The following is a 25,219-nucleotide window of genomic DNA, read 5'->3' as shown; positions in this document are numbered from 1 at the left end:
GTGGCACCGAGAGGCGCCCAAGGGGGAGTATAACAAAAGGGGAGGGAAGGCGCTAGGGAGGGGAGGCCCCCGCCTCATCTCCGACCCCCATCCTTTATCCTTCCCCCGCTTCCCGCGGGGGAAGGGAGGAGCGGAGAGGGCCAGGTGGGGGTGTGGTTTAGCCTGACGGACGGAACGTAGTGCTAGGGCTTCACCCTCACCTTTTATCCTCTCCCATCAGGGGAGAGGAGACCAGAAGAAAGGGACCATGTGAGGCCAGTCTATGGGCGCAGATCCTTCGACTACGTCCTAGTACGGGCTGTGCTCAGGATGACAGGACTATTTTACTGCCTACTCTCGGAATACGTTAGCCGACGTTTGGGGGAGGGCGTGGATGCTGAAGTGAGGGGTCGTCAGCGGACGGCACGCTGAGGTTTCTCCCGCCTGAGGCGGGGCGAAATGACTTTTCACCACCCTAACCCCACCCCATAAGGAAGGGACTGGACTTTATCCTCTGTTGGAATGACGAGGCGGGAGACGTAGTAAGCGGAGGGTTAGCTGGGGTTTTCGTCGGGGAGGCGGACGAGGCCGGTGCGGAGGGCGTGGAGGACGGCCTGGGTCCTGTCGTTGACGCGGAGCTTAGCGAAGATGTTGCTGATTCGGTTTTTTATAGTCTTTTCGCTGAGTACCAGCTTGTGGGCGATCTCTTTGTTGCTCAGCCCTTCGGCGGCCAGCCGGAGGACTTCCAGCTCTCTGGGGGTAAGCTCCTCGTAGGGGATGCCGGCCTGGCGAGGCTGGTCGGCGGGGTGGAAGCGGCGCAGCAGCTTGGAGGCAATGGCAGGGTTCAAAAGGACCTCGCCACGGTAGGCGGCCTCAATGGCGTGCCGCAGCTCCTGGGGTTCGGCGCCCTTTAGAACGTATCCTCGCGCGCCCGCCCGCATACCGGAGTAGACGGACTCCGCGTCGTCAAACATGGTCACCAGGATGATGCCGATGTGCGAGTTTTCTTGAATTATCTGCTTGGTGGCCTCAATGCCGCTGAGGCCGGGCATCTTTATATCCATTAGCACAACGTCAGGAACAAGCTTTTCAGCCAGGGCCACAGCCTCCGGGCCAGCCGTCGCTTCCCCCACCACCTCCAAGCCGAACATGCTCTCCAGCAGCGAGCGAAGGCCCTTGCGGAAGAGGGTGTGGTCATCGGCCACCAGAATGCGTATAACGTCCAAGGCTTACCTTCTAGCCGGGATGCGGAGGACGGTCTGACATCCGCCGCCGGGGCTGCTATTAATTGTAAAGGCGCCGCCGACCAGTTCCGCCCGCTCCCGCATACTGGCGAGGCCAATGCCTTTAGCTTTAGATACGGCGGCCTTTTCCGCATCGAAGCCCTGGCCGTCGTCGGACACGATGATTTCGACATTGCCGTCGGAGCCGCGAAGGGATACCCGGGCGGTCCTGGCCTGGGCGTGCTTTCGCACGTTGGTCAGGCTTTCCTGCACCACACGGTATATGGTCACCTCGGTCAGAGAGTCCGCGGGGATAGCGCCCGCTACTGTAAGGGAGGCTTGAATTCCGGACTCTTCGCTGAATCGGTCAATGTATTGACGGAGGGCGCCAATCAGTCCCAACTGGTCCAGGGTTAAGGGCCTGAGCTGGTTGATAAGCTCCCGAATCTGTCCGATGTGGCCCCGCAGCAGGATGGCGGCCTCATCCAGGCCGGTTTCCGCTTTTAAGGGGTCGGAGCGGACTAACTGCCGGCAGACGGTGAGGCGGTTGCCCAGGTCCGCCAGGGAAGGGCCCAGGCCATCGTGCAGTTCGCGGGAGATACGCCGTCGCTCCTCCTCCTGGGCCAAGGTGGCCTGGGCGATACGCTCCTGGAGGGACCGAGCGCGTTCTTCTGCCAGGAGGGCCGCTTGGAGGCGGCCCAGGTCTTGGGCCGCGTTGTTGAGGCTTTGGGCCAACTCGCCTACCTCGTCTCGATTTGGCACGTGAACGGGTTGGGAGAAGTTGCCGCCGGCGATCCTGCGGGTCGCCTCGCCCATCCTTTCGAGGGGGCGGACGAGGGAGGAGGAGAGGGCGGCGCCAAGGCCAACCGCGATGAGACCGCCCGCGAAAACGATCCAAGGTGTCCAGGCGAGGATGCCGTGCTGGGTGTTCTCCAAGTCATCAAGGGCGGCGGACATCCGTCCGTTTCGGGCCTGCATTTGCCTGAGCAGTTCGCCCTGGGGACCCTGCGTGTCCTCCAGGATGCGGGCTATCACGGGCTGCACCGATATGTCGCGGAATCCTTGAATGTCATGGATTTCGCTATGGGTGTAGTTAATGGCGGCGAGGCCGGCGATGGAGACCGCCAGGAAGATACCTAGCATCAGGAAGATGGTGCCCGAAACCTTCCATCGGAGGCTCAGTGGAGCGCGGGCGCTCAGCTGGGCCAGCCCTCCGGCGCCCAGCTTGAGGGCCAGAAGAATGAGGGCGACGGCCAGAAGCGGCGTCGCAGCCCGCAGGCCGTAGAAGGCGTACAGGGCCACCGCGCCTGCGACGAAGCCTAAAGCAATTAGCAGCACCCACCTTTGGCGGTCCAGCATTCGCGAAAGCATTGCGGACTTCCTCATGGCGTAAGGATACTCTATGTTCCAGCGTCAACCGAGGGACTGGAGGCCCTGGCAGAACGGGACTCCCGGCTTGGCGCCCAACAGTATGGACTTAAAGGTTCCTGATGGTCTAGGGACTCTTTCCTCTGGTAAAAAGGGTTCGCGGCCTCCTGACGGCCCGAAGAAGCGCCAATAGCCTATGGTCAATCTCCGCAAGAGCTAGCGAAACAGGAGGAGTCATGAAGTCTTTAGCGCTGTTTATTATCAGCATTGCGGGCGCTTTTCTTCTCGCAGGGTGCGGAGGGGCCGAGCCCAGCCCCACGGCGACCGCCACACTTCCACCCGCAGCGACGTCTGCGCCGTCGCCCACCGCCGTGCCATCGCCCACAGCGACGGCGACTCAGCCGGCGCCGGCCGCCCTTACCACGGTGCGGGTGATGGTCCCCACCTTGGACAACTTGCAGTTTGTGAGCTTCTGGGTGGCCCTGGGCGCGGGCCTTTTCAAGGAGGAAGGCTGGACGTCCAATTGGTGACGCCGCCGGTCCCGCAAGGCGCACCCCAAATGCTGCTTCAAGGAAGGGCGGACGTGGCTGTCATGCCGCCACCTATGTATTTGAACCTAATTGGACAGCAACAGCCAGTAGTTGTCTTCGCGAATCTGCTTACAAACGATCAGATCAATCTTATCGTGCGCAAAGATATCCTTGAGGCGCATAAGCTGTCGCCCACAGCGCCCCTGGAGGAGCGGCTGCAGGGGATCAAGGGGCTGAAGGTGCGTGTAGCGCCCGGACCGCCGACCAGACTGCGGGCGCTATTTGCGTCGGTGGGGCTGGATGTGGACAAGGACATTGAGATGGTGGTCATTCATGGCGAGGAGCAGAACCAGGCGTTTGGGGATAAACGGGTGGACGCCTTGTACGCTCACACGCCATTTTTGGAGAAGGCGTTGGTGCAGCAGGACGCGGTGATCCTAGTTAATCAGTCCAAGGGAGAGGTCCCGGAAATATCAGGCCGGCAGATACATTCGATGGTCACTACTCGAAATTATGTCGGAGCCAAGCCTGAGGCCCTGGCGGCTATGACGAGGGCGATTCTGCGGGCGCAGCGGCTGGCGCACTCAGACCAGAAGGCGGCGGTGGAGGCTGTTCTGCAGGCCGTCCCTGGCCGTGACCGGCAACTGGTGGAGACTATCGTCGCCATCTATGAGCCAGCCGTGCCTCAGACGCCGGAGGTCTCCGTGGAGGGCATTGAGATTGCACACAAGCTGTTTCCGGAGAGCCAGACACCTCCGGATTTGAGCAAGGTTAACCTGGCGGACTACGTCGCGCTACAGTTTGCCAAGGAGGCGGCAGCCAGCAGACCCTAGCTTGCGTTTACAGACCAGGCCGTGCAGGCGAAACGATAGCGCCGGCGGCCTGGTCCTTTCCAATGGCCTCATAGGCTTGCAGGCATTCGGTGTCACGGATGGCCAGGGGGTCAGCATCGAGGGTGGGTTGGGGGATAGGCTTTGCGCAGTCGAAGCACACGCCGTAGGTGCCGACTTCCAGGCGCTTGAGGGCGGCGTTGACGTCGCGAAGGCGCTGGTCTGGAGGGTTGGCGCGGGTATGGGATTCCGCCTGCCGCTCAAGTTCTTGACGCTGAGCTTCGAGACGGCTTTGCAATGATTCACGGGCTGACGGCGATAGACCTTCGGAACTTTGCATGTGTATAACCCCCTCTAAATCCCATCCACTCCGCATGACACATGAGAAAGCTGATAAATAAATTGTAACTTCTCCATGAGGGGCTGCACAGGGAGACCATGATGATATCGACGCGGAAGGCATTCTAGCGACTACAGCTTTGGACTACCCCACGGTATCCGCGCCAGTGTATAATCCCAATGGGTACGGCACATTTGGATAAGGGGAGTTTATATCTAAATTGCGAGCTAACGGGGGATTAGCTTAATGGTTTCTTTAAGCGAAGAGCTTTGTGTACTGAGCGGGAACGCCCACCCGGAGCTGTCGAGAAACATCTGCCGCTACCTGGGCATACCCCAGGGCCAGGCGGAGGTGTTCAAGTTCACGAACGACAACACCTTCGTTAAGATACTGAACAATATTAGGGAACGGGACGTATTTATAGTGCAGCCAACATGCACTCCCGTGAACGACCACATAATGGAGCTGCTGATAATGATCGACGCCGCGAAGCGGGCGTCGGCGGGGCGAATAACGGCGGTGGTGCCGTACTACGGGTATTCGCGAACGGACAAGAAAGACCAGCCCCGTGTACCTATAACGGCAAGGCTGGTGGCGGACTTGCTGACGGCGGCGGGGGCGGACCGGCTTTTGACGGTGGACCTGCACGCCGGCCAGATACAGGGGTTCTTTAACATACCGGTGGACGAACTGACGGCCCTGCCGCTGCTGGTGAGCTATTTCAGGGATAAAGCTATCGAAGACCTGGTGGTGGTGGCCATAGACATCGGCATAAGCAAGAGGGCGCGGGACGTGGCGGAGCGGCTGGGCTGCCCGCTGGCGATCATCGAAAAGCGGCGGGACGGGAATAATTCGATGGCGCAGAGCCTGAACGTCATCGGCGATGTGAAGAATAAGAACGTGATAACTTTCGACGATGAGATAGACACGGGGGGATCAACGCTGGCGGCGGTGGAGGCGCTGAAGGCCCGGGGCGCCAAGGAGATATACTCGTGCGTGACGCACCCCATATTTTCGGGGCCGGCGACTGATAGAATCGTAAAGAGCGAGATACGTGAATTTGTGGTGACGGACACGGTGCCTCTGGACAACAAGCGGCGGAACGGGAAGATAACTGTCCTGTCGGTGGCGCCCCTTTTGGGGGAGGCCATCAGCCGGATACATAGAGGGGAGTCAGTGGGCGCTCTGTTCCAGTAGGAAAAACTAGTGCTTGGAGATGGTGGCAGCAACTCCCCGCCCTACCCCGACCCCCCCGCTCTAGCTCTCCCTCCTTCGACCAGGCTCAGGACAGGCCTCAAGGGGGGAGAGAACCAGACAGGGGACAGGGATAGGGCCTTGATTCAAAACCAGCTTGCCGCACCTCCAAGCCGATAGGACCCATAGGAGACCATGGTTAAAATTCTAGAAAAGGTCATGGGGACGCCCCAGGACCGCATAGTCAAGAAATACAAGGGCCTGGTACAGCGCATCAACGACCTGGAGCCTGAGTACGAGAAGCTGACGAGCGAGGAGCTCAGGGGCAAGACGGAATGGTTCAAGAAGCGTCTCACTCAGGGCCACGATTTAGAAGATATTATGCACGATGCCTTTGCCGCCGTTCGCGAGGCGGCGAAGCGTACCATAGGCCAGCGCCACTACGACGTGCAGCTTATCGGCGGGGCGGTGCTGCACAGTGGGAACATCGCAGAGATGAAAACGGGTGAGGGGAAAACGCTGGTGGCGACGCTGCCCAGCTATCTGAATGCGCTGATGGGGAAGGGCGTCCACGTAGTGACGGTGAACGACTACCTGGCCCGCCGCGACCCTGTTTGGATGGGACCTATTTATCACATGCTGGGCATATCAGTGGGGTGCTTGCAGCACGATTCGTCGTTTATGTACGACCCGTCGGTAAAGGACGGCAATCCGAGCTATCTCAGCTTGAGGCCGGTGACCAGACACGAGGCCTACCGGGCGGACATCACCTACGGCACCAACAACGAGTTCGGCTTCGACTATCTGCGAGACAACATGGCGCTGGACTTGAGCCGGCAGGTGCAGGCGGAGCTGAACTACGCCATCGTCGACGAGGTGGACAACATCCTGGTCGATGAGGCGCGGACGCCGCTTATTATCAGCGGCCCGGCCCAGGAGCCGGTGCAGCTTTATTACACTATGGCCCAGCTGGCGCCGAGGCTGAAGCACGAAGACGATTTCACCATCGATGAGAAAACGCGGGCGATATCGATTACCGAGGAGGGAGTCGATAAGCTGGAGGGGTGGCTGAAGGTGGAGAACCTGTACGCGCCGGAGAACTTCCATCTGGTGCAGTACCTGGAGAACGCGGTCAAGGTCCATGTTACGTATCTGAAGGACCGCGAGTACGTGGTGAAGGACGGCGAGGTAATCATAGTCGACGAGTTCACGGGACGGTTGCAGCCGGGGCGGCGCTGGTCGGATGGGCTGCACCAGGCGGTGGAGGCGAAGGAGGGGCTGAAGGTGCAGCGGGAGAGCGTGACCTACGCCACCATAACGCTGCAGAACTATTTTCGCATGTACAAGAAACTGGCGGGCATGACGGGAACGGCCCTCACAGAGGCGGAGGAGTTCCTGAAGATATACCGCCTGGACGTAGTGCCGATTCCCACCAACGTGCCGATGATTCGCAAGGACAGCTCTGACCTGATCTTCCAGACGGAGCAGGCCAAGTGGAAAGCAGTCGTGGGCGAGATTGAGGAGATGCACAAGCAGGGGAGGCCGGTACTGGTGGGGACTACGTCGGTGGAGAAGTCGGAGCGGCTGAGCGAGCTGCTACGGCGCAAGGGCATCAAGCACGAGGTGCTGAACGCCAAGAACCACGAGCGGGAGGCGCAGATAGTGGCGCAGGCGGGCCGCCCCGGCACGGTGACGGTGTCCACTAACATGGCAGGCCGGGGCACCGACATTATCCTGGGGGGGAACCTATCGGCGGTCCCGGATATGACGAAGGAGCAGTGGGAACAGGACCACAAAAGGATTGTGGAGATGGGGGGGCTTCATGTGGTGGGGACGGAGCACCACGAAGCGCGGCGCATCGACAACCAGCTAAGGGGACGGTCGGGACGCCAGGGGGATCAGGGCTCCACCCAGTTCTACGCGTCGATGGAGGACGAGATAATCCGCCGGTTCGGGGGCGAACGGGCGAAGAATATGATGCAGAGCGTCTCCAAGTGGGCGGGGATAAGCCCGGACGACCCGCTGGAGAGCGGCATGATCGGCAAGCTCATTGGCAGCGCGCAGAGCAAGGTGGAGGGATACCATTTCGAGATACGGAAGCACCTGCTGGAATATGATGACGTCCTAAATCAGCAGCGCGCCCATATTTACGCCGAACGGAAGAAGATATTGGGCGGCACGGACTTTCGTGAAGCGGTGATGACTATGGTCAAGGACGCCATTGAGGAGCTGGTGAGCAGTCACCTGTCGGCCAATGAGCCGGAGGACTGGAACGCGGAGGGGTTCATCCAGGAGATCAACGGCATAATGCCGCCGCCGCAGGACCTTTCGACCAAGGAGCAGGTGACGCGGCTCAGCCCGCAGGAGATTAAAGATAAGCTGTGGGCGCATAGTGAGGCAATGTACGCCCAGCGGGAGCAGGAGCAGGGGGCGGAGTCTATGCGGGTGCTGGAGCGGCTGGTGATGCTGAGGTCTCTGGACCTGCACTGGGTGCAGCATTTGACCAACATGGAGCGGCTGCGGCAGGGCGTAGGCCTCCAGGCTTATGCGCAGCGGGACCCGCTGACGGTGTACAGGACTGAGGGTCGGAAGATGTACGACGAGCTGCTATCCAGGATGCGGCATGACGTGGTGCACAGCATCTATCGAGTGTATTTGAAGCAGGCTCCGGGCCCGGAGGAAACGGAGGAGACGGACGGGAAGGCTCAGGGCGCGCCCCTGGCGGACGGCGAGTCGAAGGCGAAGAGGCTTCAGGGCGGAAGCCGTCCGCAGCAAAGCCCTATGGCAGCGATGGCGCGGAAGGAGTCGGTGGCGGTGACGGCGACGAAGATAGGGCGGAACGACCCGTGCTATTGCGGCAGCGGCAAGAAGTACAAGCGCTGCCATGGAGCGGCCTAGAGAGGGCTGGTTCGGTCGCTTGCCCTTATACCAATTGGGGATGAAACGACGATGGCAGGTGGCTCTAATGTGTGTCTTGTAGTGCCAGGGTTTCACCCCTTATTCCTTCGGCCCTTCGACCAGGCTCAGGGCAGGCTCCAGGGGAGAAGGGATTTTCTCGGAGGCGGTCAGCCCTATCATAGACTTCAACCCTCGGTTAGCACCCGGCTTTCGAGCGGAGATATAGTTTTCTTAGCGCTGCTGATCCCGTTCATGAAAATCAGACCTCAGCTAGCACCGGACATGTAGGAGAGTTGAGCCAGTGAAGACCAAAGGTGTATCTAATCAGGAGATAGCCGGGGTCTTTGATGAGATGGCGGGGCTGCTGGAAGCCAAAGGCGACAGTATTTTCAAGATTCGGGCTTACCAGAGGGCGGCGCGCGTCATCGAAGGGCTGCCGGGGTCGCTGGAGGAGGCGGTGGCGGCGGGGGAGGAGCTGAAGGGGCTGCCTGGGATTGGGGAGGCGATTCGGGGGAAGATACACGAGTACGTCACTACCGGGCGGGTGTCAGCGCTGGAAAAGCTGAAGGCGGAGATGCCGGACGGGGTGCTGCAGTTGATGAACGTTCCGGGCATTGGGCCCAAGACGGCGATGCTCATCGCGAGGGAGGCGGGGGTATCGACGGTGGAGGGGGTGGAGAAGGCCATCGCGGATGGGAGGCTGCAGAAACTGCCCCGGATGGGCGAGAAGACGGCGGAGAACATACTGCGGAACATTCGCACGCTTCGCACCAAGGATAGACGCATCCCGCTGGGGCGGGCGATGCCTGTGGTAGAGCGTATTATGGCCGACTTGCGGGAACGATGCCCGGCCCTGGAGAAGATAACGCCGGGCGGCAGCGTGCGGCGGTGGCAGGAGACGGTGGGGGACATCGACATGATGGCTACTACCGATGACCCGGAGCAGGCGGTGAAGGCCTTTGTGGGCCTGCCGTACGTGACACGAGTGCTGGGCAAGGGTGTCAAGAAGACCAGCGTGATACTGGACAACGGCCTGCAAGTGGACCTTCGGATTATCGACAAAGAGTCCTTTGGGGCGATGCTGCAGCACTTCACGGGGGACAGGCAGCACAATATTCAGTTGAGGGACTACGCCAACAGCATGGGCCTGTCTTTGAGCGAGTACGGTATTACGGATATGAAAACGGGGAGGATGGAGAAATTCACCGAGGAGGAGGCGTTCTATCGCCGGCTGGGGATGGACACGCCGACGCCAGAGATTCGACATGCGAGGGGAGAGATTGAACTGGCGCGGCGTCACGCGCTGCCTCGACTGGTGGAGGTGGGGGACATTCGGGGGGACCTGCACATGCACAGCGATTGGAGCGACGGCCGCGCGCCGATTGAAGTGATGCTGGAGGCGGCGGAGGAAGCGGGATATCAATACGTGGCGCTGACGGACCACTCATCGGGGAGAGGCATCGCCAATGGGCTGACGGAGGAGCGGCTGAGGTCGCAGATAGGGATACTGCGGTCGATGAGAGGGATGGCGATGAAGGTGCTGTGCGGGTCGGAGGTGGACATCAGGGCCGACGGGACGTTGGACTACCCAGACGAGGTGCTGGCGGAGTTGGACGTGGTGGTGGCATCGGTGCATTCAGCTATGGGGCAGTCGTCTGAGAAGATGACGGAGCGCATTATCAAGGCCATGCGCAACCCGCACGTGACGGTCATAGGCCATCCGACGACTCGATTGCTGGGGAGCAGGGAGCCGGTGCAGGCGGACATGGAGGCGTTGTTCAGGGCGGCGGTGGAGACGGGGACGGCCATGGAGATAAACGCGTCGCCGGAGCGGCTGGACTTGAACGACACGCATGTGATGCGGGCGAAAGAGTTGGGGGCGCCGCTGGTCATCAGCACGGACTCGCATTCGACGGGAAGCCTGGAGAAGCTGCGGTACGGCGTGGCGGTGGCGCGCCGGTGGTGGTGCGAGGCGCGGCATATTTTGAACACGCTGCCGCTGGAAGATTTCATGGCGTTTATCAAGACGCCGAAGCCGGAGAGGATGAGGGTGTTTAACCAGAGGCTGGGCGGTTAGGGCGGCTCCTAAGCCACAAGATGTCGCCAATGCTTAAGCGGTATACCATCCCCTGGCCCCTTTCCCGACTGCATCGGGACTGAGTACAGCCTGCTGGAAGGGGAAGAATTAGTAGGGTCACCTCATCATCCCCCTTCGACAAGCTCAGGGCAGGCTCTAGCCCCTTCTTCACCTTTGCAATAGGAGAAGAAGGGGAACCAGAGGGAAACCCCCCGACTCACCACCACCGATTGCGTCGGGGCGGTTTCTTACATTGGACTGAGGCAGTTCAGCAGCTTTGGCACAACATCGTCTCGATCAACTTGGGGAAGCAGTAACTGGTAAAATTAGGGCTTATGGAGAACCAGACCTACGCCGCGGTAACAAATTCGATGGAGGCGCTGGCGACCGTGGAGGCGCCGGCGTTGTCGCATTTCAAGAATGAGCTTCGGATGGGGCGGCCGTGGCATGAGGCGCTGCTGGAGTCGATGGGAATGTGGACGACACCGGAGGAAGAGCGGGAGGGGCGGATATATCGATATGTGATAGCGGAGGAGGCCTTCGACTGGCTGCTTCTGGCGGAGCGTTTGCTGGACGGAGTGAACGGGCTGGCGCCTCAGGAGGCGGTGGAGGAGCTGCTGTTTCGCGGGCGGCTGCCAATGGGGACCAGTGAGAAGGAGATGCGCCGCATCCTGGGATACAACAAGTACCGGGGGGCGCTGAATTACTGGTACGGTGTGGTGGTGGAGGAGGCGCTTCAGCAGGCGGTGGAGGAGGAGGTGCGGAAGGAGATGCGGGGGTCAGGGCGGGTGGTGGGGGACGACCTGGGGGAGGAACCGTTCCAGCGGTTGTATGCGGACTCCAGGGATAGCTTGATGCGGCGGTTTCGGAAGGAGAAGGGACATGCGTCGCGGGTGTCCTTCAGCCTGACACAGATGAAAGAGTTCACGTACTGGCTATTTAAGCATCGAATGCAGTACTGGGACCCGGCGCGGGTGGCCAGCGACACGCGGAAGGCGTTGATAAAACTGAAGGAGTTGAGGGGAGAGACGGCGCCGTTCTGAGGGTTGTGGGGTTGGGAGGCGGCGGAGAAAGGGCTTGGCGAGGGTATAGAAGGCACGGTCAGGCACGATTTCCTCTGCCGAAAACCAATGGGACTAGAAGCAGCACATCCTAAATAGTCATCCGCACCTCATAAGTTTCTTAGTCTGTATGACCTAATTTTTGCCCTACCAGGCAGTTTTAAGGATTTTTTACTGGCAAACCTAGTATTTGGGTGCTTTAATAAATTTATACCCCCAAGGCAGCACAGCCTACTCGCAAAGTGAATTCTAAAAGGTTTCAGGTGAGGACTGATTAACAGCTAACGACAAAGGCAGGTACCCAGGATGGATACCAAAACAATTCAGTTCAGCATTAACGAGTTGTTGCTTTTAGAGAGAGTCATTTCCTATAACGCCCCCCGCACAGTACTCGGCGTTCCACCCATAACAGATGACGACCTGGTAAAGATGGCCCTGCAGATTGGACATGCTCTGATCTCGGCCAAAGAAGATAAACCGATTGAGCTTGCGCTGACCCACAAAGACTGCTGGCTGTTTAGAGAAGTTATCAGCATCTTTGACCGGGTTGGGAAATCAGAGGTGGCGGAAGGGTTTTCGATCAAGTCGAAACTTTACAACGCGATTCTGGAGTTCAATCTAGCGACACACGTGAAGGACATACCACAACTAGGCCTCCCTGAAGCCATGGAGGTTACTTATGCCAGCCAATCCGATGACCCCAGTTAGGACGACGCCAGAGACGAAGCCGGATGCTCAGCCAACTCGAAGGTACGCGCCGGACGAGGTCCGCCCCGAACAGAAGAGAGAAGTAGTGAGGCGGATAAGAAGAATCTAAGGGGGTGGAAGATGGAAGTCTACTCGGCGGAGATTGACGTTCAGACAAAGGAGTTAGAGGCGGTCCTGACTATTCTACGCTCCTATTATGATTCGCTGGAGGATGGGACCGCCTCGACGATAGTTCCCAAGCCTCTGTACAGGTGGCGTTACTGGACGGACGGTCTGACGGTGGAGAGGATGGGGGCCGGGCTGGAGGACATTGACGAGTATTTGAACGAGGGGCCGCAGCACCAGTGGGCGGAGAATAACGCCCCGGGCGGCCCGACCAAGTTTGATACCGGCCCGGACCTTGCCCGCCTTTCGGACGGCGCGTTGATAGCGATGTTCCAGGAGCTGGACGCGGCGCTGGCGGAGAACAGGTAACTCTGGGGATAGAGACCTCACCTTAATCCCCACAAATGCCTGGTGCTGATTCTCCCAGTATTAAGGGGAGAAGAAAACAGAGGCTACTAGAAGTGATAAAGGGTCGTGGCGCTAGGGTTTCACCCTCTCTTCTATTCTCCCCCATCAAGGGGGAGAAAGGGTAAAAGAAGGGCCGAGCCATGACAAGCGGCATCTCAAGGGGGAAGGGAGCCGGGAGAGCGTCGGAAAGAGCAACTAGTCCTAGACTAGATAAGCTCACGCTCGGCGTAGGTGAGGGTCTTGTCGAAGGCGGCGACCATGAAGTCGATGTCCTCTTTGGTGATGGTGAGGGGCGGGTGGATAAAGAGGACGGAGCCGCCGCATCGCTGGTAGAGGCCCTGGTCGACCATAAATCGAGTGAGCTTTTTGCCCACCTCTTTGCCGCCCAGGGGTTCCCGGGTCTTCTTGTCCTTCACCAGCTGGATGCCGGCCAGCAGGCCGATGGATGTAACCTCGCCGACGACGGGGTGTTCTTTGAGGGTCTCCAGCTGGGTCTTTAGATAAGGCCCCATCTTGGCGGCGCGCTCGACTAGATTTTCGCGCTCAATGATTTCCAGGTTGGTAAGGGCGGCGGTGGAGACGACGGGGTGGCCGCCGAGGGTGTGGGCCTGGACTAATGTCTTGTCGGGGCTGCCGAGGAAGCGTTCATAGACGTCCATGGTGGTGACTACGGCGCCGACGGGCTGGTAGCCGCCGCCCAGGGTCTTGCCCAGGACCATGAGGTCGGGGATGAGGCCCCAGTGGTCGCCGCCGAACCAGGCGCCGGTGCGGCCAAAGGCGGTGACCACCTCATCGGTGATGAGGAGGATATCGTTCTTGTCGCAGAGTTCGCGGACGGAGGGCCAGAAGTCGTCGCGGGGGATGAGGGCGCCCTTGGCGATGGGCTCGACGATGAAGGCAGCTATGGAGGCGGGGTCTTCGTACTTAACAGTCTTTTCGATGGCCTTGAAGCAGCCCATGTTGCACTTGCCGGTGCAGTAGAGGCATCGATAGGGGTTGCCTTCGGGGACGACGACGCCCATGGGGATAGTCGGCTCGAAGACGTTGGAGCGGATGGCGGGGTCGCCGCTGACGCTCATGGCGCCCCAGGTGTAGCCGTGGTGGGAGTAGTCTCGGTAGAGGACTTTGTACTTTTTGGGGCTGCCGTTCTGGGCGTGGTACTGCCGCACGATTTTCAGGGAGGCTTCCACGGCTTCCGAGCCGGAGAGGGTGTAATAGACCTTTTGAAGGTCGCCGGGGGCCAGGTCGGCGATTTTTTTGGAGAGCTTGGCGGTGGCCTCGCTGACGAAGGGGAGGATGCCGGAGCTGGCGAACTCGAGATTAAGCATTTGCTTATAGACGGCGTCAGCGATCTCTTTTCGCCCGTGGCCGATGCCGCAGCAGTGGGAGCCGCCGGTGACGTCCAGGTAGCGCTTGCCGTCGGCATCGATGATATAACAGCCCTCGCCTTTGGCCATGATGCCCATGGGGGTAGGGTCGTCGTGGTCGCGGACTTGCATGTGGCCGAGCCAGAGGTGGTCCTTGGCGTCGGCGATGATCTGCTGGTTGCGCTTGCTGGTCATGGGGGCCTCCTGGGTGGTTGTTGGGGAGGGGTCTTGGGTGGGGCCATTATCGGGGAAGGGAGGGGAGGGGGCAAGGGGAGAGAGAATAATTAAGAGGCTGCAAAGCGGGTTACTAGCAAGGTGTGGTAACATCGGACAATGTTTTCGTGGGTTGGTATGCTGCTGGTCTTAATTGTGGTGGCGGCTGCCTGCCAGTCGGCCGCGCCGCAGTCGACCCCAACCGCTACAACGGACTTTCAACTGGTGCGGCGTTACGCATCTGTTGAGATAGCCGCCTGTACGCTAACGTACGAGGGCGAGAAATCCACTACAATCAGGGTTGCCGCGGGCGGCATGGCTACGGCCAGCGAGGTCGGCCAGGGAGTCAACATATATTTCCGCCTTAATGGCGGAGATGACGAGTTTGAGTTTGATGGAGTCGCGGCGAAGGAATGGCGGCAATTAACTCTAGATACATCGAGAGGTCGTCCAGGCCGGCCCTTAGCGAGGGGAATGGGCGAGCCCGACAGAACGGAATGGAGTGGGATCTGGGAGAGAGTTGCTGAAGCGCACGTGGAATCGCTGCATGGGGACCTGTTTGTCACAAGGCATGATCTAAACGATCCATCGACAGTGATTTTCGCCTCGGCCAGTTTCGATTGCCCCGATGGGGGGGAAGACAGCCGCCGCGCTTAACCAGGATATCCTTCAGCAACTGCAGGCCACCCCGACGCCGACGACCCGTCCTGTGAGCAGCACGGCCACGCCGACGCCTAAAGTCACGGTAACGGCGACACCCACACGAGTGCCTACGCCGACGGCGACGCCAGAGCCAACGCCGACGCCCAAAATAAATCCCATCATCAAGCCGTCCGGCGAACTGCTAATGACGTTCGAGCAGTTTCCCCTACCCGGCTACACGCTTACAGTTGAGGATGAGACATTTGCAGCAGGCGGCTTTATCCGCCAACTGAGAAATTCCGGTTCCGACGGGTATAGGACTTTCAGTCTGACTGTCTTTACCTATGAAACACGTGATGAACCAGCGAAAGCGGCGCTGGATCTAGTGAAACGGGGTTGCACAGGGTCCTCCCTGGATAAGGTGAAGCAACTTTCGCTATCGCGGACGGTGGGAGAGGCGGCCCGCGCCTGTGGCCAGACCTATAGTGATGGAAGTGGGCGACAGGTAGAATTATCCATTGCGTATCGAACCGTACTGATCCACTTTTTCGTACAATTCGACCCTGGCAAGGTGGAAGATGACGACGTCCTCGAGGTTTTGACTGGGCTGGCCGAGCTTCAAGTTGCCATAATTGACCAGAATGCGCCGCCGGGGCCGACGATGACTGTGACTACAGGCACACCCAAGTTCCAGTTCAACACGCCTGCGACGCTGGTACCTGCAGTCGCTGGTAAACCTTATAACCTGCCGCCCTTCTCCTTCTGCGACCCTCCGACAATTGGTTTCACTACCCAGTGTCCGCCGCCCGGCACAACCGCTCGGAACCCGTCGGGAGGAAGTCCTCCCTACCACTTCCAACTGGGCACCGTGGGCGGATTCCCCCCGTTCGGTATGTATCTCGGGAAGGACGGACAACTGACGGGCACGCCTCACAAGAGTACAGCGGGGAAGACCTATCGGTTCGTGGTCTGCGCGGTGGACCTAAGGGGCGACTTCGTGTGCCGGGAGGTATCGATCAAGGTGGAGGGGCCGGGTCCGTGTGCGGGGATAGTTGATTTGTTGCTGCGAAGCATTTGCGAGCGAAGGCAGAGCGCGACGCCGACGCCAACGGCTACGCCGACGGCAACTTCAACTGCCGGGCAAATAAGCCAGGTACGGCTCACATTGGGATGCTCTGGCACGAGCCGACAGATCACTAACAGGGCCACCCAAGTCGCATCAGCAGTTCCTTCATCTCCCACCATTGACCAGATCGAAGAGACGCTCCAAGCAGGCGGAACAACATGCGCCATCCAAGGGAGCCTTACTAGCGAGAGAACGAATTCAACAACATGGCGATTCGTCCTCGATTCCGATATGGATGCCAACCGGGCGGAACTGTTCTCGCTGGGACTTGAGGTCTTTGTCAGCCCCCAAACCTTTGGCACCCCATTTACTATAGGATGTAGCATTGCTACACAGTCGTCGGAATCGCGTATTGTCATTAGACAACAGGGCTGCGCCCCGAGCGTTCGGGCGACCGGTACAAGTGATGTGGTCCCTCGTGGAACTGCGGTGGTCGACGATTATTCTTGCGGTACGTGTACGGGGCCTCGCAACGCTAACCCCGTAGCCGGACGGGTGCGGATCGAAATCAGGGTCGAGGTCGGCCCTGGATAGGCCGACCTAAACCTGCGGACTGCCGAAGCCCGCTGAGCAATGGGGTTTCTAAGGCTGGAATAAAGTTAGATATGTTACCGCGGACAAGAATCGATTCACTTGGCCCTTCTGCGGGCCGCTTTTGGTTGAAGCGTGACGGCGCACTAAGTGACATCATTATGGTAAAAAGTGATAACATCGATATCCAGGGGTATATTATGATCCGTACACAGGTATAGCTTACCGAATCGCAGATGCAGCAACTGAAAGAGCTGCCCGTAGGCGGGGGGTCTCGGTAACGGAGTTCATCAGGGAGGGCGCCGACTATGTCATCAAAAGTGGCGGCGCTGTGGATGAGGAGCAGAAGCAACGCCGAGCTATGGCGGAGGCTGGGCGGTCTCATTCAGGTTACAGGGATTTGGCAGCAGAGCATGACCGCCACCTGGCGAAGGTGTTATCTGCCTAGCCCTGAGCACATCTCACATCGTAACCCGGCTTTCCACCTTTAAGGAGACATGCGCCGCCATTAGATCGAAGTGGCGGTCGCGATGAAGCACTACGGCCCCGTCCCGCATGGCGACTGCTCCAACGAGCAGGTCAGTAAAAGGAACAGCAATTCCTTGCCTTCGGAGTCGGAAACCCAATTGGGACGCCTCATCCCAGTGGTCCTCATCCACAGGTAAGAGGTGAAGGGCTGAGAGGAGGTCACGCAGACGCCGCCATTCCTCTTGGGTTCGCGCGCCTCCCAGGAGCTCCAGCCTAATCATGCCCGTCGTCGCCACGCGGTCTGCCGCCAGGAGTTCATCGATTCGCTGTCGAAGGGCGCCAGTTCCCCTGTCGGGCGGCAGCACCTCTAGCCACACAGATGTGTCCACCAGGTAGCGCTCAGCGTTCATCCCTTAGCCTCGCCAGTTCTTCGGAGGTCAGGTCCAGCTCCACCTTACCCAACGAGCGGCGCAGCTCTTCCAGGCGCTGGCGACGGATGGCTTGTCTAAGTCCGACCTCGATGGTCTCGCGGATGCCTCTGGTACCCAGAACCCGTCGCGCCTCATCAAGCAGCTTATCGTCAATCACAACGGTGCGCCTCACGATAGCACCTCATTTATACATACTGGATATGCATAATAATATACGGCATCACATGTCTCCATCAACCTGGGGGGATGAGTTCGCAGATTCTTTGGTTGAAGCGTGATTGCGTACGGATGTACAATCTACACTTCAAGCCATGGAAAAATTACGGAAACTGCCTGGGATGCGGGACATGCCGCAGGAGTCGTGGGCGGCGCTGAATGAGGCCCAGGCCAAGCTGACACGCCTTTTTGCCAAGCGCGGGTACGCGCTGATGGAGACGCCCATTTTGGAGCCGACGGAGCTGTTCTTTAGGAAGGGCGGCGGGGAGATGGCGTCGCAGATGTACTCGTTTACGGACCCGGGGGGCAACCAGGTCAGCCTGCGGCCGGAGTACACGTCGTCGATAGTGCGTTCGCTCATTGAGAGGGAGCGAATGCCGAAGCTGCCGGTGCGGGTGCAGTACGCTGGGCCGGTGTTTCGATACAGCGACGATTCGAAGGCATATCGACAGTTCAACCAGGCAGGGGTGGAGCTTATCGGGTCAGGGGAGCCGGAGGCGGACAGCGAGGTGCTGGGGCTGGCGTGCCAAGGGCTGGCGTCGATGGGCGTGGGGAAGGTGCGGCTGGTATTGGGGGACCTGTCGTTATTCAACGCGCTGCTGGAGAGCCAGAAGTTGAGCGAGCGGGCGCGAGTATTTGTATTGAGCCAGGTGGGGCTGCTTAGGGAGGGCGGCAAGGGGCTGGAGGCGGCGATGGAGCGGGCGAGGAGATTTCGGTTGTTGGGGAACGGTAAGACGGTGTTAAAGGAATTAGATCCTTCGACTACGTCCGAGTACGGACTTCGCTCAGGACTCGCTGCGCTCGGCCCGCTCCCCGAGGGACTGTCGGAAGCGCCGTCTAAGGCGTTGATCAGCAGCCTGCTACAGCGGGAGGAACCGGGGGCGCTGGGGCAGCGGCAGCCGGACGAGATATCGGAGCGGCTGATGCGGAAGCTGCAAGGAGGGGAGGACCCGAAGCGGCTGGAGAAGGCGTTGGAGCTTTCGTCGAAGCTGGCGGGGATTCGAGGGGAGCCGGGGAAGGCGTTGAAGCAGGCCAGGGTGCTGTTTTCGTCAAACAAGCTGCCGATGGAATCGGTGGAGCGGCTGGAGTTGGTGATGTCGCTGGTGGAGAAGGAGGAGCTGGGTGGCGCCGAGGTTACGCTTGATTTAGGTCTGGCGCGGGGTATCGCGTATTACACGGGGATTGTATTTGAGATTATGGACTCGAAGGGCGAAGCCTCTTTGGGCGGAGGCGGGCGGTACGACGGGCTGGCGAGGGCGATGGGTGGCAGTCGGGACCTGGCGGCGCTGGGGTTTGCCTACACGCTGGACAGGGTGCTGGAGAGGGCTGGGGTATGAATCAAAGCCCCATCGCTACTCCACCCCGACCACTCTCTCTAACTCTCCCCCTCAAGGGGGGAGAGGACCAGACGGAAGGGAGGACCCCTATCCTTTGTCCCTCCCCCGCTTATTGCAGGAGAAGGGAGGAAGGCAGGGTGGCAAGTGGCATTGATAAAGCATTGTACTTCCAGGGTTTCACCCCTCATCCTGCGCCTTCTCTCACAAGGGGAGAAGGAAGTTCCTCGGTGCTAGGCAACCCTTGGATATACATCACACCTCAATTAGCACAAGCCGTTCAAGGAGGGAAGGGACCAGAGGGGGCTCCGACGCTGGCCTTATTTGCGGGCGCTGCCTGGAACATTGTGCAACGAATAGAATCAAAGGCGGGGTCGGGGGCATGAGCTATAACGGAAGCAACGGATTGCGGCTTATCCTGCCCAGCGACGGCGCGCTGGACGAGCCATCGCGCGATTTTATGAAGGCGTGCAGCCTGTCGGTGAAGCGGCCAAGCTCGCGTAGATATACAGGTTTTATTCCAACGATAAAGGGCGCGACGGTGCTGTTCCAGCGGGCGGCGGACGTGACGTCGAAAATTGAGGAGGCCAGCGCTGACCTGGGTATTACGGGGCTGGACAGGTATTTGGAGTACCATCGGGAGGGCGGGGACGCCATCCTGATTATGGAGGACCTAGGGTTCGGGCAGTGTGACCTGGTGCTGGCGGTGCCCAACGCATGGCTGGACGTGACATCGATGAGCGATCTGGCGGACGTGGCGCTGGAGTTTCGGCAGCAGGGCCGGCCATTGAGAATCGCGACTAAATTTCATCGGCTGGTGAGGCGGTTCTTGCTGGAACACGGCATCAACCACTTCAACCTTATCATGACCAGCGGGGCCATCGAGGCGGCGCCGGCGGCGGGCTTCGCCGACCTCATCGCCGACCTGACGGCCAGCGGGGAGACGCTGCGAGAGAACCGGCTGCGGCCGTTGGAGGACGGGACGGTGCTGTCGGCGCAGGCGTGCCTGGTGGGGAACCGGGCGACGCTGCGAAAGAACTCGCAGGCGCTGCGGCAGACTCGAGCGATCCTGGAGATGATGGAGGGGTATCTGCAATCGAGGGGGTACTACCGGCTGTCGGCTAACTTGAGGGCGAAATCGGCGGAGGACGTGGCGTCGAAGATACTGACGAAGCGGGAGCTGGCAGGTTTTCGAGGGCCGACGGTGTCGCGAGTGTATAATGTGGACGGCGAGGGGTGGCACACCGTGAACCTGGTGATATCCAGGGAGCGGATGTTGGAGGTGACGGACCACCTGCGGAGCGTGGGGGCGACGGATATATCGGTGTCGCCGCTGGGGTATATGTTCAAGGAGCAGTGCGCGGCGTACGAGGCGCTGCTGAGGAAGCTGGGGGTGTAGGGATGCAAAACAACTTCCGCCCTACCCCACCCCGACTCCTCTCTCCTTCGACCGGGCTCGGGACAGGTCTAACTCTCCCTCCCGATTGGCATTGGGATCTCAGATTGATGTTAGGTAAGGAGCTCGACCTCAGGAGGGAAGAGGACCTAAGTGAGAGATCATGGAGGGTATGGTCTCGCCTGACGGACGTGATGTGTCCACAGGGCTTCACCCTCACCTTAAATCCTCTCCCATCAAGGGAGAGGAGACCTGAGAGGGGCGCCCCATTCCTAATCTTCCCCAGCCGAGTGAGGGAAGGGGTAGAGAAGAAGGGCGAGGCGACCTCGCCCCTACAAAAGGACAGGGGGCTTGAAGTGTGCTATGGTGGGTATGGAAGTAAGTGAACATGCCTAATTTAGCTACACATTTCAACTTTGCGTTACGCACTCTGGAGGCGCTGCAGGACCCGATGGTGGAGGCGCACAAGGGGAGTTTCTTGCTGGGGTGCACCACGCCGGACATTCGCGCGGTGACTAAATGGAAGCGCGACTATACGCACTTCACGCCTTTGGAAGTGGAAGGTGTGGGCGACGGCACAGCGGGGATGTTTATCGCCAACCCGAGGCTGAAGGAGGCGATGCGTCGTAGCCCGGCGACTCGCGCGTTTATCGCGGGGTATATCAGCCACCTGACGACGGACGAGACGTGGATTACGCATGTGTACCAGCCGCACTTCGGAAATCGGGAGGAGTTCCCCAGCGAAGTCGAGGCCAACGTTTCGGACAGGGCGCTGCAGTTGGACCTGGACAGGCAGGCGTGGGAAGAGGTGCTGAGTATAGAGTCGGTGTTGGATATGCTGAACGGGTCGGATGATGGAGTGAGCATCGGGTTCATCGACTCGCCAACGCTGGCCCAGTGGCGGGCGTGGGTAGTCGATTTTGGGCGGAGGCCGTTTTCGTGGGGCAGGCTGTCGTTCCTGGTGCGTCGCATGTACAAAGAGGACCAGGAGGCGCAGATGGTGGTGGAGAGCTTCCTATCGGGCCTCTACACCAACTTGAATCGAGTGTATAGCCGGGTGCCGAAGAAGCGTATAAAGGAGTTCAACGAGAAGTCCGTGAGCGAGTCAGTGCGGCTGATCAAGGAGAACCTGGGTGAGGCACCACTTGCTTAAAGTTGGCGTTAATCAAAGACGCGTCCCCGCCAAGACCCCGACCCCCCATCCTAACCTTCCCCCTCAAGGGGGGAAGGGACCTGAGGGGATTCCAAGAGGCCTTGCTTACAAACCATGCTTGGGACACTCCCAAGGAAACAGGACTTTCGATGAAGCTTAGGGTAGTGCGAGGGCTGGAGGAGGGGAAAAAGGCCCTGGCGCGAAAAGGGACGCTAGACCTATCTCGTATTACTGACAGGGTGAAGGAGCGGAGCAGGGAGGTCTTCGGCGAGGCGTTGGGGCCGGAGGAGGCAGTGCGGCGGATACTGGACGACGTGCGGAGTGGTGGGGACGAGGCGGTGCGTCACTACAGCCGGCTGCTGGACAAGACTGAACTGGACTCGCTGGAGGTATCGAAGGACGAGATTTCATGGGCGTTGGAGCAGACGGATAAAGAACTGCTGACGTCTCTGAGGCTGGCGGCGCAGCGGATTCGCGATTATCACGAGTCGGCCATGCCTAAGGGATGGATGGACGTAGAGCGGGGACTGGGGGAGCGGTTGGTGCCGCTGGAGCGGGCGGGGCTGTACGCGCCGGGCGGGACGGCGGCATATCCATCGACGGTGTTGATGAGCGCGGTGCCGGCGCGAGTGGCGGGCGTGAAAGAGGTTATATTGTGCAGCCCGACCACCAGCCCTGTGGTGCTGGCAGCGTCGTCGGTGGCAGGGGTGGACAGGGTATTTCGAATCGGGGGGGCGCAGGCGGTCGGGGCCATGGCCTACGGGACGGCGTCGGTGCCGAAAGTTGACATAATCTGCGGCCCTGGGAACATTTTTGTGACCCTGGCGAAAAAGATGGTATATGGGGACGTGGGCATCGATGGGCTGTACGGACCGACGGAGACCGTTATAGTGGCCGACAGGTCGGCAAAGGCTAACCACTGCGCGGCGGACCTGCTGGCGCAGGCGGAGCACGACTCGATGGCGTCGCCTATATTTATTACGGACTCGCTGGCGTTGGTGGCGGAGGTGGAGGCGGAGCTGTCGAAGCAGGCGGCGTCGCTGGAGCGTCGGCAGATAGCCGAGTCGGCGGTGAGCAACGGCGGGTGCCTGGCGCTGGTGGAGGATTTAGACGAGGCTATAGAATTGGCGAACTACGTTGCGCCAGAGCATATGTGCCTGGTGGTGGAGGAGCCGTGGAAGTGGGCGGGGAAGGTGCGGAACGCCGGCGGGCTGTTCCTGGGGCACTGGTCGCCGGAGGTGGCGGGGGACTACATTGCGGGGCCGAGCCACGTAATGCCGACGGGTGGGACGGCGCGGTTCTCGTCGGCGCTGGGGGTGCGGCAGTTCCTGCGCACTATGCCGGTGGTGGCGCTTCGAGAAGAGGACATGGACGGCATCGCCGAGGCGGCGGCGCGGATGGCGCGGGCGGAGGGGCTGACGGCGCACGCGCGGGCGATGGAGATGAGAATTAGAGATACCAGGGGACGAATAACGCCCAAGGCAAAGGATTCATAAACGTATGGCAAATGTAGTCCTTCCATCTAAGAGGGGAAGGAACGGGGAGGTGACGCTAGATTGGTCTGCCAGATGGAGTGTATCTTCAGGGCTTACCCCTCATCTCTCCACGGCCAGTCTTCGACCCGCGCCTTCTCCCATAAGCATGGATATCACCGGTTCTTCCAATAGCGAGTATAGAAGAAAAGGGGGTTACTGGAGGTGATAAAGGATTGTTGGTGGCAGGGTTTCACCCTCTCTTCTGTTCTCCCCCATCGAGGGGGAGAAGGGGTAAAGGGGAGGCCCGGTTATGATAAGCGGCAACTAATCTGGACACTGGTCACATATCATCTAGCAACACCCATCACAAGAGGAGAAGGGATATCCTTGTTAGCCGACGATTCGTTTTGCCGTTTTCCGACCTCAATTGAAACCAGGCGTACTTAAGGGAGAAATTATTCATGAACAAAAAGGTCAACGTCAAGGGTATGGTGCAGCCGCATCTTCAGACGCCCAAGGGGTACGACGGGATACGGTCGCTGGAGGCTATGGCCGCCGACGCCGGCATACCGCCGGACAAGATTATTCGACTGAACGGCAACGAGAACTCCTACGGGCCGTCGCCGAAGGTGGCGAAAGCACTGGCCAGCTACGGCAACTACAATCGATACCCCGACCCGCAGCAACGGGAGATAAAGAAGGCGCTGGCGGTGTACACAGGCTCACCGGAGGAGCGCATCGTCGCGGGGAACGGCAGCGACGAGATGATCGATTTGGTGATGCGATTATTCGTTGGCCCAGGCGACAACATCATCGAGCCGGTGCCGACCTTTGGCATGTATCGGTTCTCGGCGCGATTGATACCGGCAGAGGTTATATCGGTGAAGCGGGACAAGAACTTTGAGCTAGATGTAGAGGCCATTGCGTTAGCCAAGAACAAGAAGACTAAGATTATATTCATCGCGCATCCCAACAATCCGACGGGGAACGCGCCCAGCGAGTCGCAGATACGGGCGCTGCTGGAGATGGGGGTTATTGTGGTGGTGGATGAGGCGTACTACGAGTACTGCGGACAGAGCTTCATCGGCCTACTGGACGAGTACCCCAACCTGATTATTTTCAGGACCTTCAGTAAGTGGGCGGGGCTGGCGGGGCTGCGGGTGGGCATGGGGGTCATGGACCCGGAGATAGCCAAGCTGATGATGACCATCAAGCCGCCGTACAACATGAATGTGGCGGCGGAGGTGGCGCTGAAGGCGTCGCTGGAGGACAAGGAACTGCTGATGAGCCGCATCACGCCCGTTATCAAAGAGCGGGAGCGGATGTTCGATTTGATAAAGAAGATACCCGGGGTGACGCCGATACCGTCGCAGGCCAACTTCATGATGGTGCGGCTGCCCAAGGGCCGGGGCGTCGAGATATACCAGTCGCTGGCGAGGAAGGGCGTGTTCGTGCGCTACTACCAGGACGGTGACATGGCGGACTGCCTGCGGGTGAGCGTGGGGCAGGGGTGGGAGACGGACGGGTTCGTGAAGGCGCTTCGAGAGGCGGTGGCGGGGAAGTGAAGTCGCACCGCACGGCCAAGCTGGAGCGTAAGACTCGCGAGACCAGCATAAGCCTGTCGCTGGACCTGGACGGGCAGGGGAAGTACCAGGTGTCCACGGGGAACGGGATGCTGGACCACCTGGTGTCGCAGATAAGCCGGCATAGCTTGATCGATATATCGTTACAGGCCAAGGGCGACGTGGAGGTGGGGTGGCACCACCTGGTGGAGGACTGCGGCATCGCGCTAGGCCGCGCGTTTAAGGACGCGCTGGGGGAGGGCCGGGGGATTCGGAGGATGGGGCACGCGCTGGTGCCGCTGGACGAAAGCCTGGCGATGGTGGCGGTGGACCTAAGCGGGCGGGGGTACGCCAGCGTTGATTTGCAGTTGGACGGGCAGATGGCGGAGAGCCTGCCGGGGGAGATGGTGCATCACTTTCTAGAGTCGATGGCGCTGGAGGGGAAGTTCAACCTTCACGCCAAGGTGTTGTCGGGTCAGAACGCGCACCACAAGGCGGAGTGCACTTTCAAGGCGCTGGCGAAGGCGCTGCGGATGGCGGTGGAGGAGGACCCGCGGTCGCCGGGGGACGTGCCGAGCACGAAG

At 59.9% G+C, this 25,219-nt stretch carries 19 protein-coding genes and 1 pseudogene; 14 read left to right on the top strand and 6 right to left on the bottom strand.

Annotation, left to right across the window (positions count from 1 at the left end; translation table 11 throughout):
• Positions 1–533: 533 nt before the first annotated feature.
• On the bottom strand, positions 534–1,205 hold the full coding sequence (locus FJ320_06295) for a response regulator transcription factor (GenBank protein ID MBM3925585.1): 672 nt from the start codon (positions 1,203–1,205) through the stop codon (positions 534–536).
• 3 nt (positions 1,206–1,208) lie between these two features.
• On the bottom strand, positions 1,209–2,588 hold the full coding sequence (locus FJ320_06290) for a HAMP domain-containing protein (protein ID MBM3925584.1): 1,380 nt from the start codon (positions 2,586–2,588) through the stop codon (positions 1,209–1,211).
• A gap of 274 nt (positions 2,589–2,862) precedes the next feature.
• On the opposite strand from FJ320_06290, the gene FJ320_06285 reads away from it, so the two are divergent.
• On the top strand, positions 2,863–3,933 hold the full coding sequence (locus FJ320_06285) for an ABC transporter substrate-binding protein (protein MBM3925583.1): 1,071 nt from the start codon (positions 2,863–2,865) through the stop codon (positions 3,931–3,933).
• A gap of 7 nt (positions 3,934–3,940) precedes the next feature.
• Here FJ320_06285 and FJ320_06280 read toward each other — a convergent pair whose 3' ends face one another.
• The gene (locus FJ320_06280; GenBank protein MBM3925582.1) at positions 3,941–4,270 is read right to left on the bottom strand and encodes a hypothetical protein; all 330 of its coding nucleotides are present in this window, start codon (positions 4,268–4,270) and stop codon (positions 3,941–3,943) included.
• 246 nt (positions 4,271–4,516) lie between these two features.
• On the opposite strand from FJ320_06280, the gene FJ320_06275 reads away from it, so the two are divergent.
• From FJ320_06275 to FJ320_06250, 6 genes are all read left to right on the top strand, one after another.
• A complete protein-coding gene (locus FJ320_06275) occupies positions 4,517–5,467 on the top strand; it encodes a ribose-phosphate pyrophosphokinase (protein ID MBM3925581.1) in 951 nt (316 codons plus the stop codon).
• A gap of 192 nt (positions 5,468–5,659) precedes the next feature.
• Entirely contained in the window at positions 5,660–8,362 is a 2,703-nt protein-coding gene (gene secA / locus FJ320_06270; GenBank protein ID MBM3925580.1) for a preprotein translocase subunit SecA, read from the top strand.
• 301 nt (positions 8,363–8,663) lie between these two features.
• A complete protein-coding gene (gene polX, locus FJ320_06265; GenBank protein MBM3925579.1) occupies positions 8,664–10,439 on the top strand; it encodes a DNA polymerase/3'-5' exonuclease PolX in 1,776 nt (591 codons plus the stop codon).
• A gap of 335 nt (positions 10,440–10,774) precedes the next feature.
• Complete coding sequence (locus FJ320_06260; protein ID MBM3925578.1) at positions 10,775–11,482, top strand: hypothetical protein; 708 nt, start codon at positions 10,775–10,777, stop codon at positions 11,480–11,482.
• A gap of 324 nt (positions 11,483–11,806) precedes the next feature.
• Positions 11,807–12,208 (top strand): hypothetical protein, encoded by a 402-nt coding sequence (locus FJ320_06255; GenBank protein ID MBM3925577.1) that lies wholly within the window; start codon positions 11,807–11,809, stop codon positions 12,206–12,208.
• 120 nt (positions 12,209–12,328) lie between these two features.
• On the top strand, positions 12,329–12,682 hold the full coding sequence (locus FJ320_06250; GenBank protein MBM3925576.1) for a hypothetical protein: 354 nt from the start codon (positions 12,329–12,331) through the stop codon (positions 12,680–12,682).
• A 245-nt stretch (positions 12,683–12,927) separates the two neighbouring features.
• Here FJ320_06250 and FJ320_06245 read toward each other — a convergent pair whose 3' ends face one another.
• The gene (locus FJ320_06245; protein ID MBM3925575.1) at positions 12,928–14,415 is read right to left on the bottom strand and encodes an aspartate aminotransferase family protein; all 1,488 of its coding nucleotides are present in this window, start codon (positions 14,413–14,415) and stop codon (positions 12,928–12,930) included.
• Positions 14,416–14,983: 568 nt separating this feature from the next.
• On the opposite strand from FJ320_06245, the pseudogene FJ320_06240 reads away from it, so the two are divergent.
• Positions 14,984–15,109, top strand: a pseudogene (locus FJ320_06240) (peptidoglycan-binding protein).
• Between the two features lie 1,952 nt (positions 15,110–17,061).
• On the opposite strand, the gene FJ320_06235 reads toward FJ320_06240, so the two are convergent.
• Positions 17,062–17,478 (bottom strand): PIN domain nuclease, encoded by a 417-nt coding sequence (locus FJ320_06235; protein ID MBM3925574.1) that lies wholly within the window; start codon positions 17,476–17,478, stop codon positions 17,062–17,064.
• On the bottom strand, positions 17,468–17,674 hold the full coding sequence (locus tag FJ320_06230) for a type II toxin-antitoxin system VapB family antitoxin (protein MBM3925573.1): 207 nt from the start codon (positions 17,672–17,674) through the stop codon (positions 17,468–17,470). Before FJ320_06230 ends, FJ320_06235 begins: the two co-directional genes overlap by 11 nt.
• Before the next feature lie 136 nt (positions 17,675–17,810).
• On the opposite strand from FJ320_06230, the gene FJ320_06225 reads away from it, so the two are divergent.
• From FJ320_06225 to hisB, 6 genes are all read left to right on the top strand, one after another.
• Complete coding sequence (locus FJ320_06225; protein MBM3925572.1) at positions 17,811–19,052, top strand: histidine--tRNA ligase family protein; 1,242 nt, start codon at positions 17,811–17,813, stop codon at positions 19,050–19,052.
• Between the two features lie 379 nt (positions 19,053–19,431).
• Positions 19,432–20,448: an ATP phosphoribosyltransferase gene (gene hisG / locus FJ320_06220; protein MBM3925571.1), complete on the top strand. Its 1,017-nt coding sequence runs from the start codon at positions 19,432–19,434 to the stop codon at positions 20,446–20,448.
• Positions 20,449–20,833: 385 nt separating this feature from the next.
• Positions 20,834–21,598 carry a zinc dependent phospholipase C family protein gene (locus tag FJ320_06215; GenBank protein MBM3925570.1) on the top strand — a complete coding sequence of 255 codons (765 nt, stop codon included), beginning with the start codon at positions 20,834–20,836 and terminating at the stop codon, positions 21,596–21,598.
• 149 nt (positions 21,599–21,747) lie between these two features.
• Positions 21,748–23,094: a histidinol dehydrogenase gene (gene hisD, locus FJ320_06210; protein ID MBM3925569.1), complete on the top strand. Its 1,347-nt coding sequence runs from the start codon at positions 21,748–21,750 to the stop codon at positions 23,092–23,094.
• 440 nt (positions 23,095–23,534) lie between these two features.
• Positions 23,535–24,638, top strand: coding sequence for a histidinol-phosphate transaminase (gene hisC / locus FJ320_06205; GenBank protein MBM3925568.1), 1,104 nt, complete (start codon positions 23,535–23,537; stop codon positions 24,636–24,638).
• Positions 24,635–25,219, top strand: a 585-nt coding sequence (gene hisB / locus FJ320_06200; GenBank protein MBM3925567.1) for an imidazoleglycerol-phosphate dehydratase HisB, incomplete at its 3' end; no start/stop codon positions are given. The genes hisC and hisB, both read left to right, overlap by 4 nt.

Source organism: SAR202 cluster bacterium (assembly GCA_016872285.1).
In the GTDB taxonomy this organism is placed as follows: domain Bacteria; phylum Chloroflexota; class Dehalococcoidia; order Lucifugimonadales.
Note: the sequence above shows the minus strand (reverse complement) of the source record. Positions and strands in the feature narration are given on the sequence as shown.

Excerpts from the sequence above, each read along its gene's own strand:
- FJ320_06290 (MBM3925584.1), bottom strand. The coding sequence starts at position 2,588 with ATGAGGAAGTCCGCAATGCTTTCGCGAATGCTGGACCGCCAAAGGTGG.
- FJ320_06280 (MBM3925582.1), bottom strand. The coding sequence starts at position 4,270 with ATGCAAAGTTCCGAAGGTCTATCGCCGTCAGCCCGTGAATCATTGCAA.
- FJ320_06275 (MBM3925581.1), top strand. The coding sequence starts at position 4,517 with ATGGTTTCTTTAAGCGAAGAGCTTTGTGTACTGAGCGGGAACGCCCAC.
- secA (MBM3925580.1), top strand. The coding sequence starts at position 5,660 with ATGGTTAAAATTCTAGAAAAGGTCATGGGGACGCCCCAGGACCGCATA.
- FJ320_06260 (MBM3925578.1), top strand. The coding sequence starts at position 10,775 with ATGGAGAACCAGACCTACGCCGCGGTAACAAATTCGATGGAGGCGCTG.
- FJ320_06255 (MBM3925577.1), top strand. The coding sequence starts at position 11,807 with ATGGATACCAAAACAATTCAGTTCAGCATTAACGAGTTGTTGCTTTTA.
- FJ320_06250 (MBM3925576.1), top strand. The coding sequence starts at position 12,329 with ATGGAAGTCTACTCGGCGGAGATTGACGTTCAGACAAAGGAGTTAGAG.
- FJ320_06245 (MBM3925575.1), bottom strand. The coding sequence starts at position 14,415 with ATGTTACCACACCTTGCTAGTAACCCGCTTTGCAGCCTCTTAATTATT.
- FJ320_06235 (MBM3925574.1), bottom strand. The coding sequence starts at position 17,478 with ATGAACGCTGAGCGCTACCTGGTGGACACATCTGTGTGGCTAGAGGTG.
- FJ320_06225 (MBM3925572.1), top strand. The coding sequence starts at position 17,811 with ATGGAAAAATTACGGAAACTGCCTGGGATGCGGGACATGCCGCAGGAG.
- hisG (MBM3925571.1), top strand. The coding sequence starts at position 19,432 with ATGAGCTATAACGGAAGCAACGGATTGCGGCTTATCCTGCCCAGCGAC.
- FJ320_06215 (MBM3925570.1), top strand. The coding sequence starts at position 20,834 with ATGCCTAATTTAGCTACACATTTCAACTTTGCGTTACGCACTCTGGAG.
- hisD (MBM3925569.1), top strand. The coding sequence starts at position 21,748 with ATGAAGCTTAGGGTAGTGCGAGGGCTGGAGGAGGGGAAAAAGGCCCTG.
- hisC (MBM3925568.1), top strand. The coding sequence starts at position 23,535 with ATGAACAAAAAGGTCAACGTCAAGGGTATGGTGCAGCCGCATCTTCAG.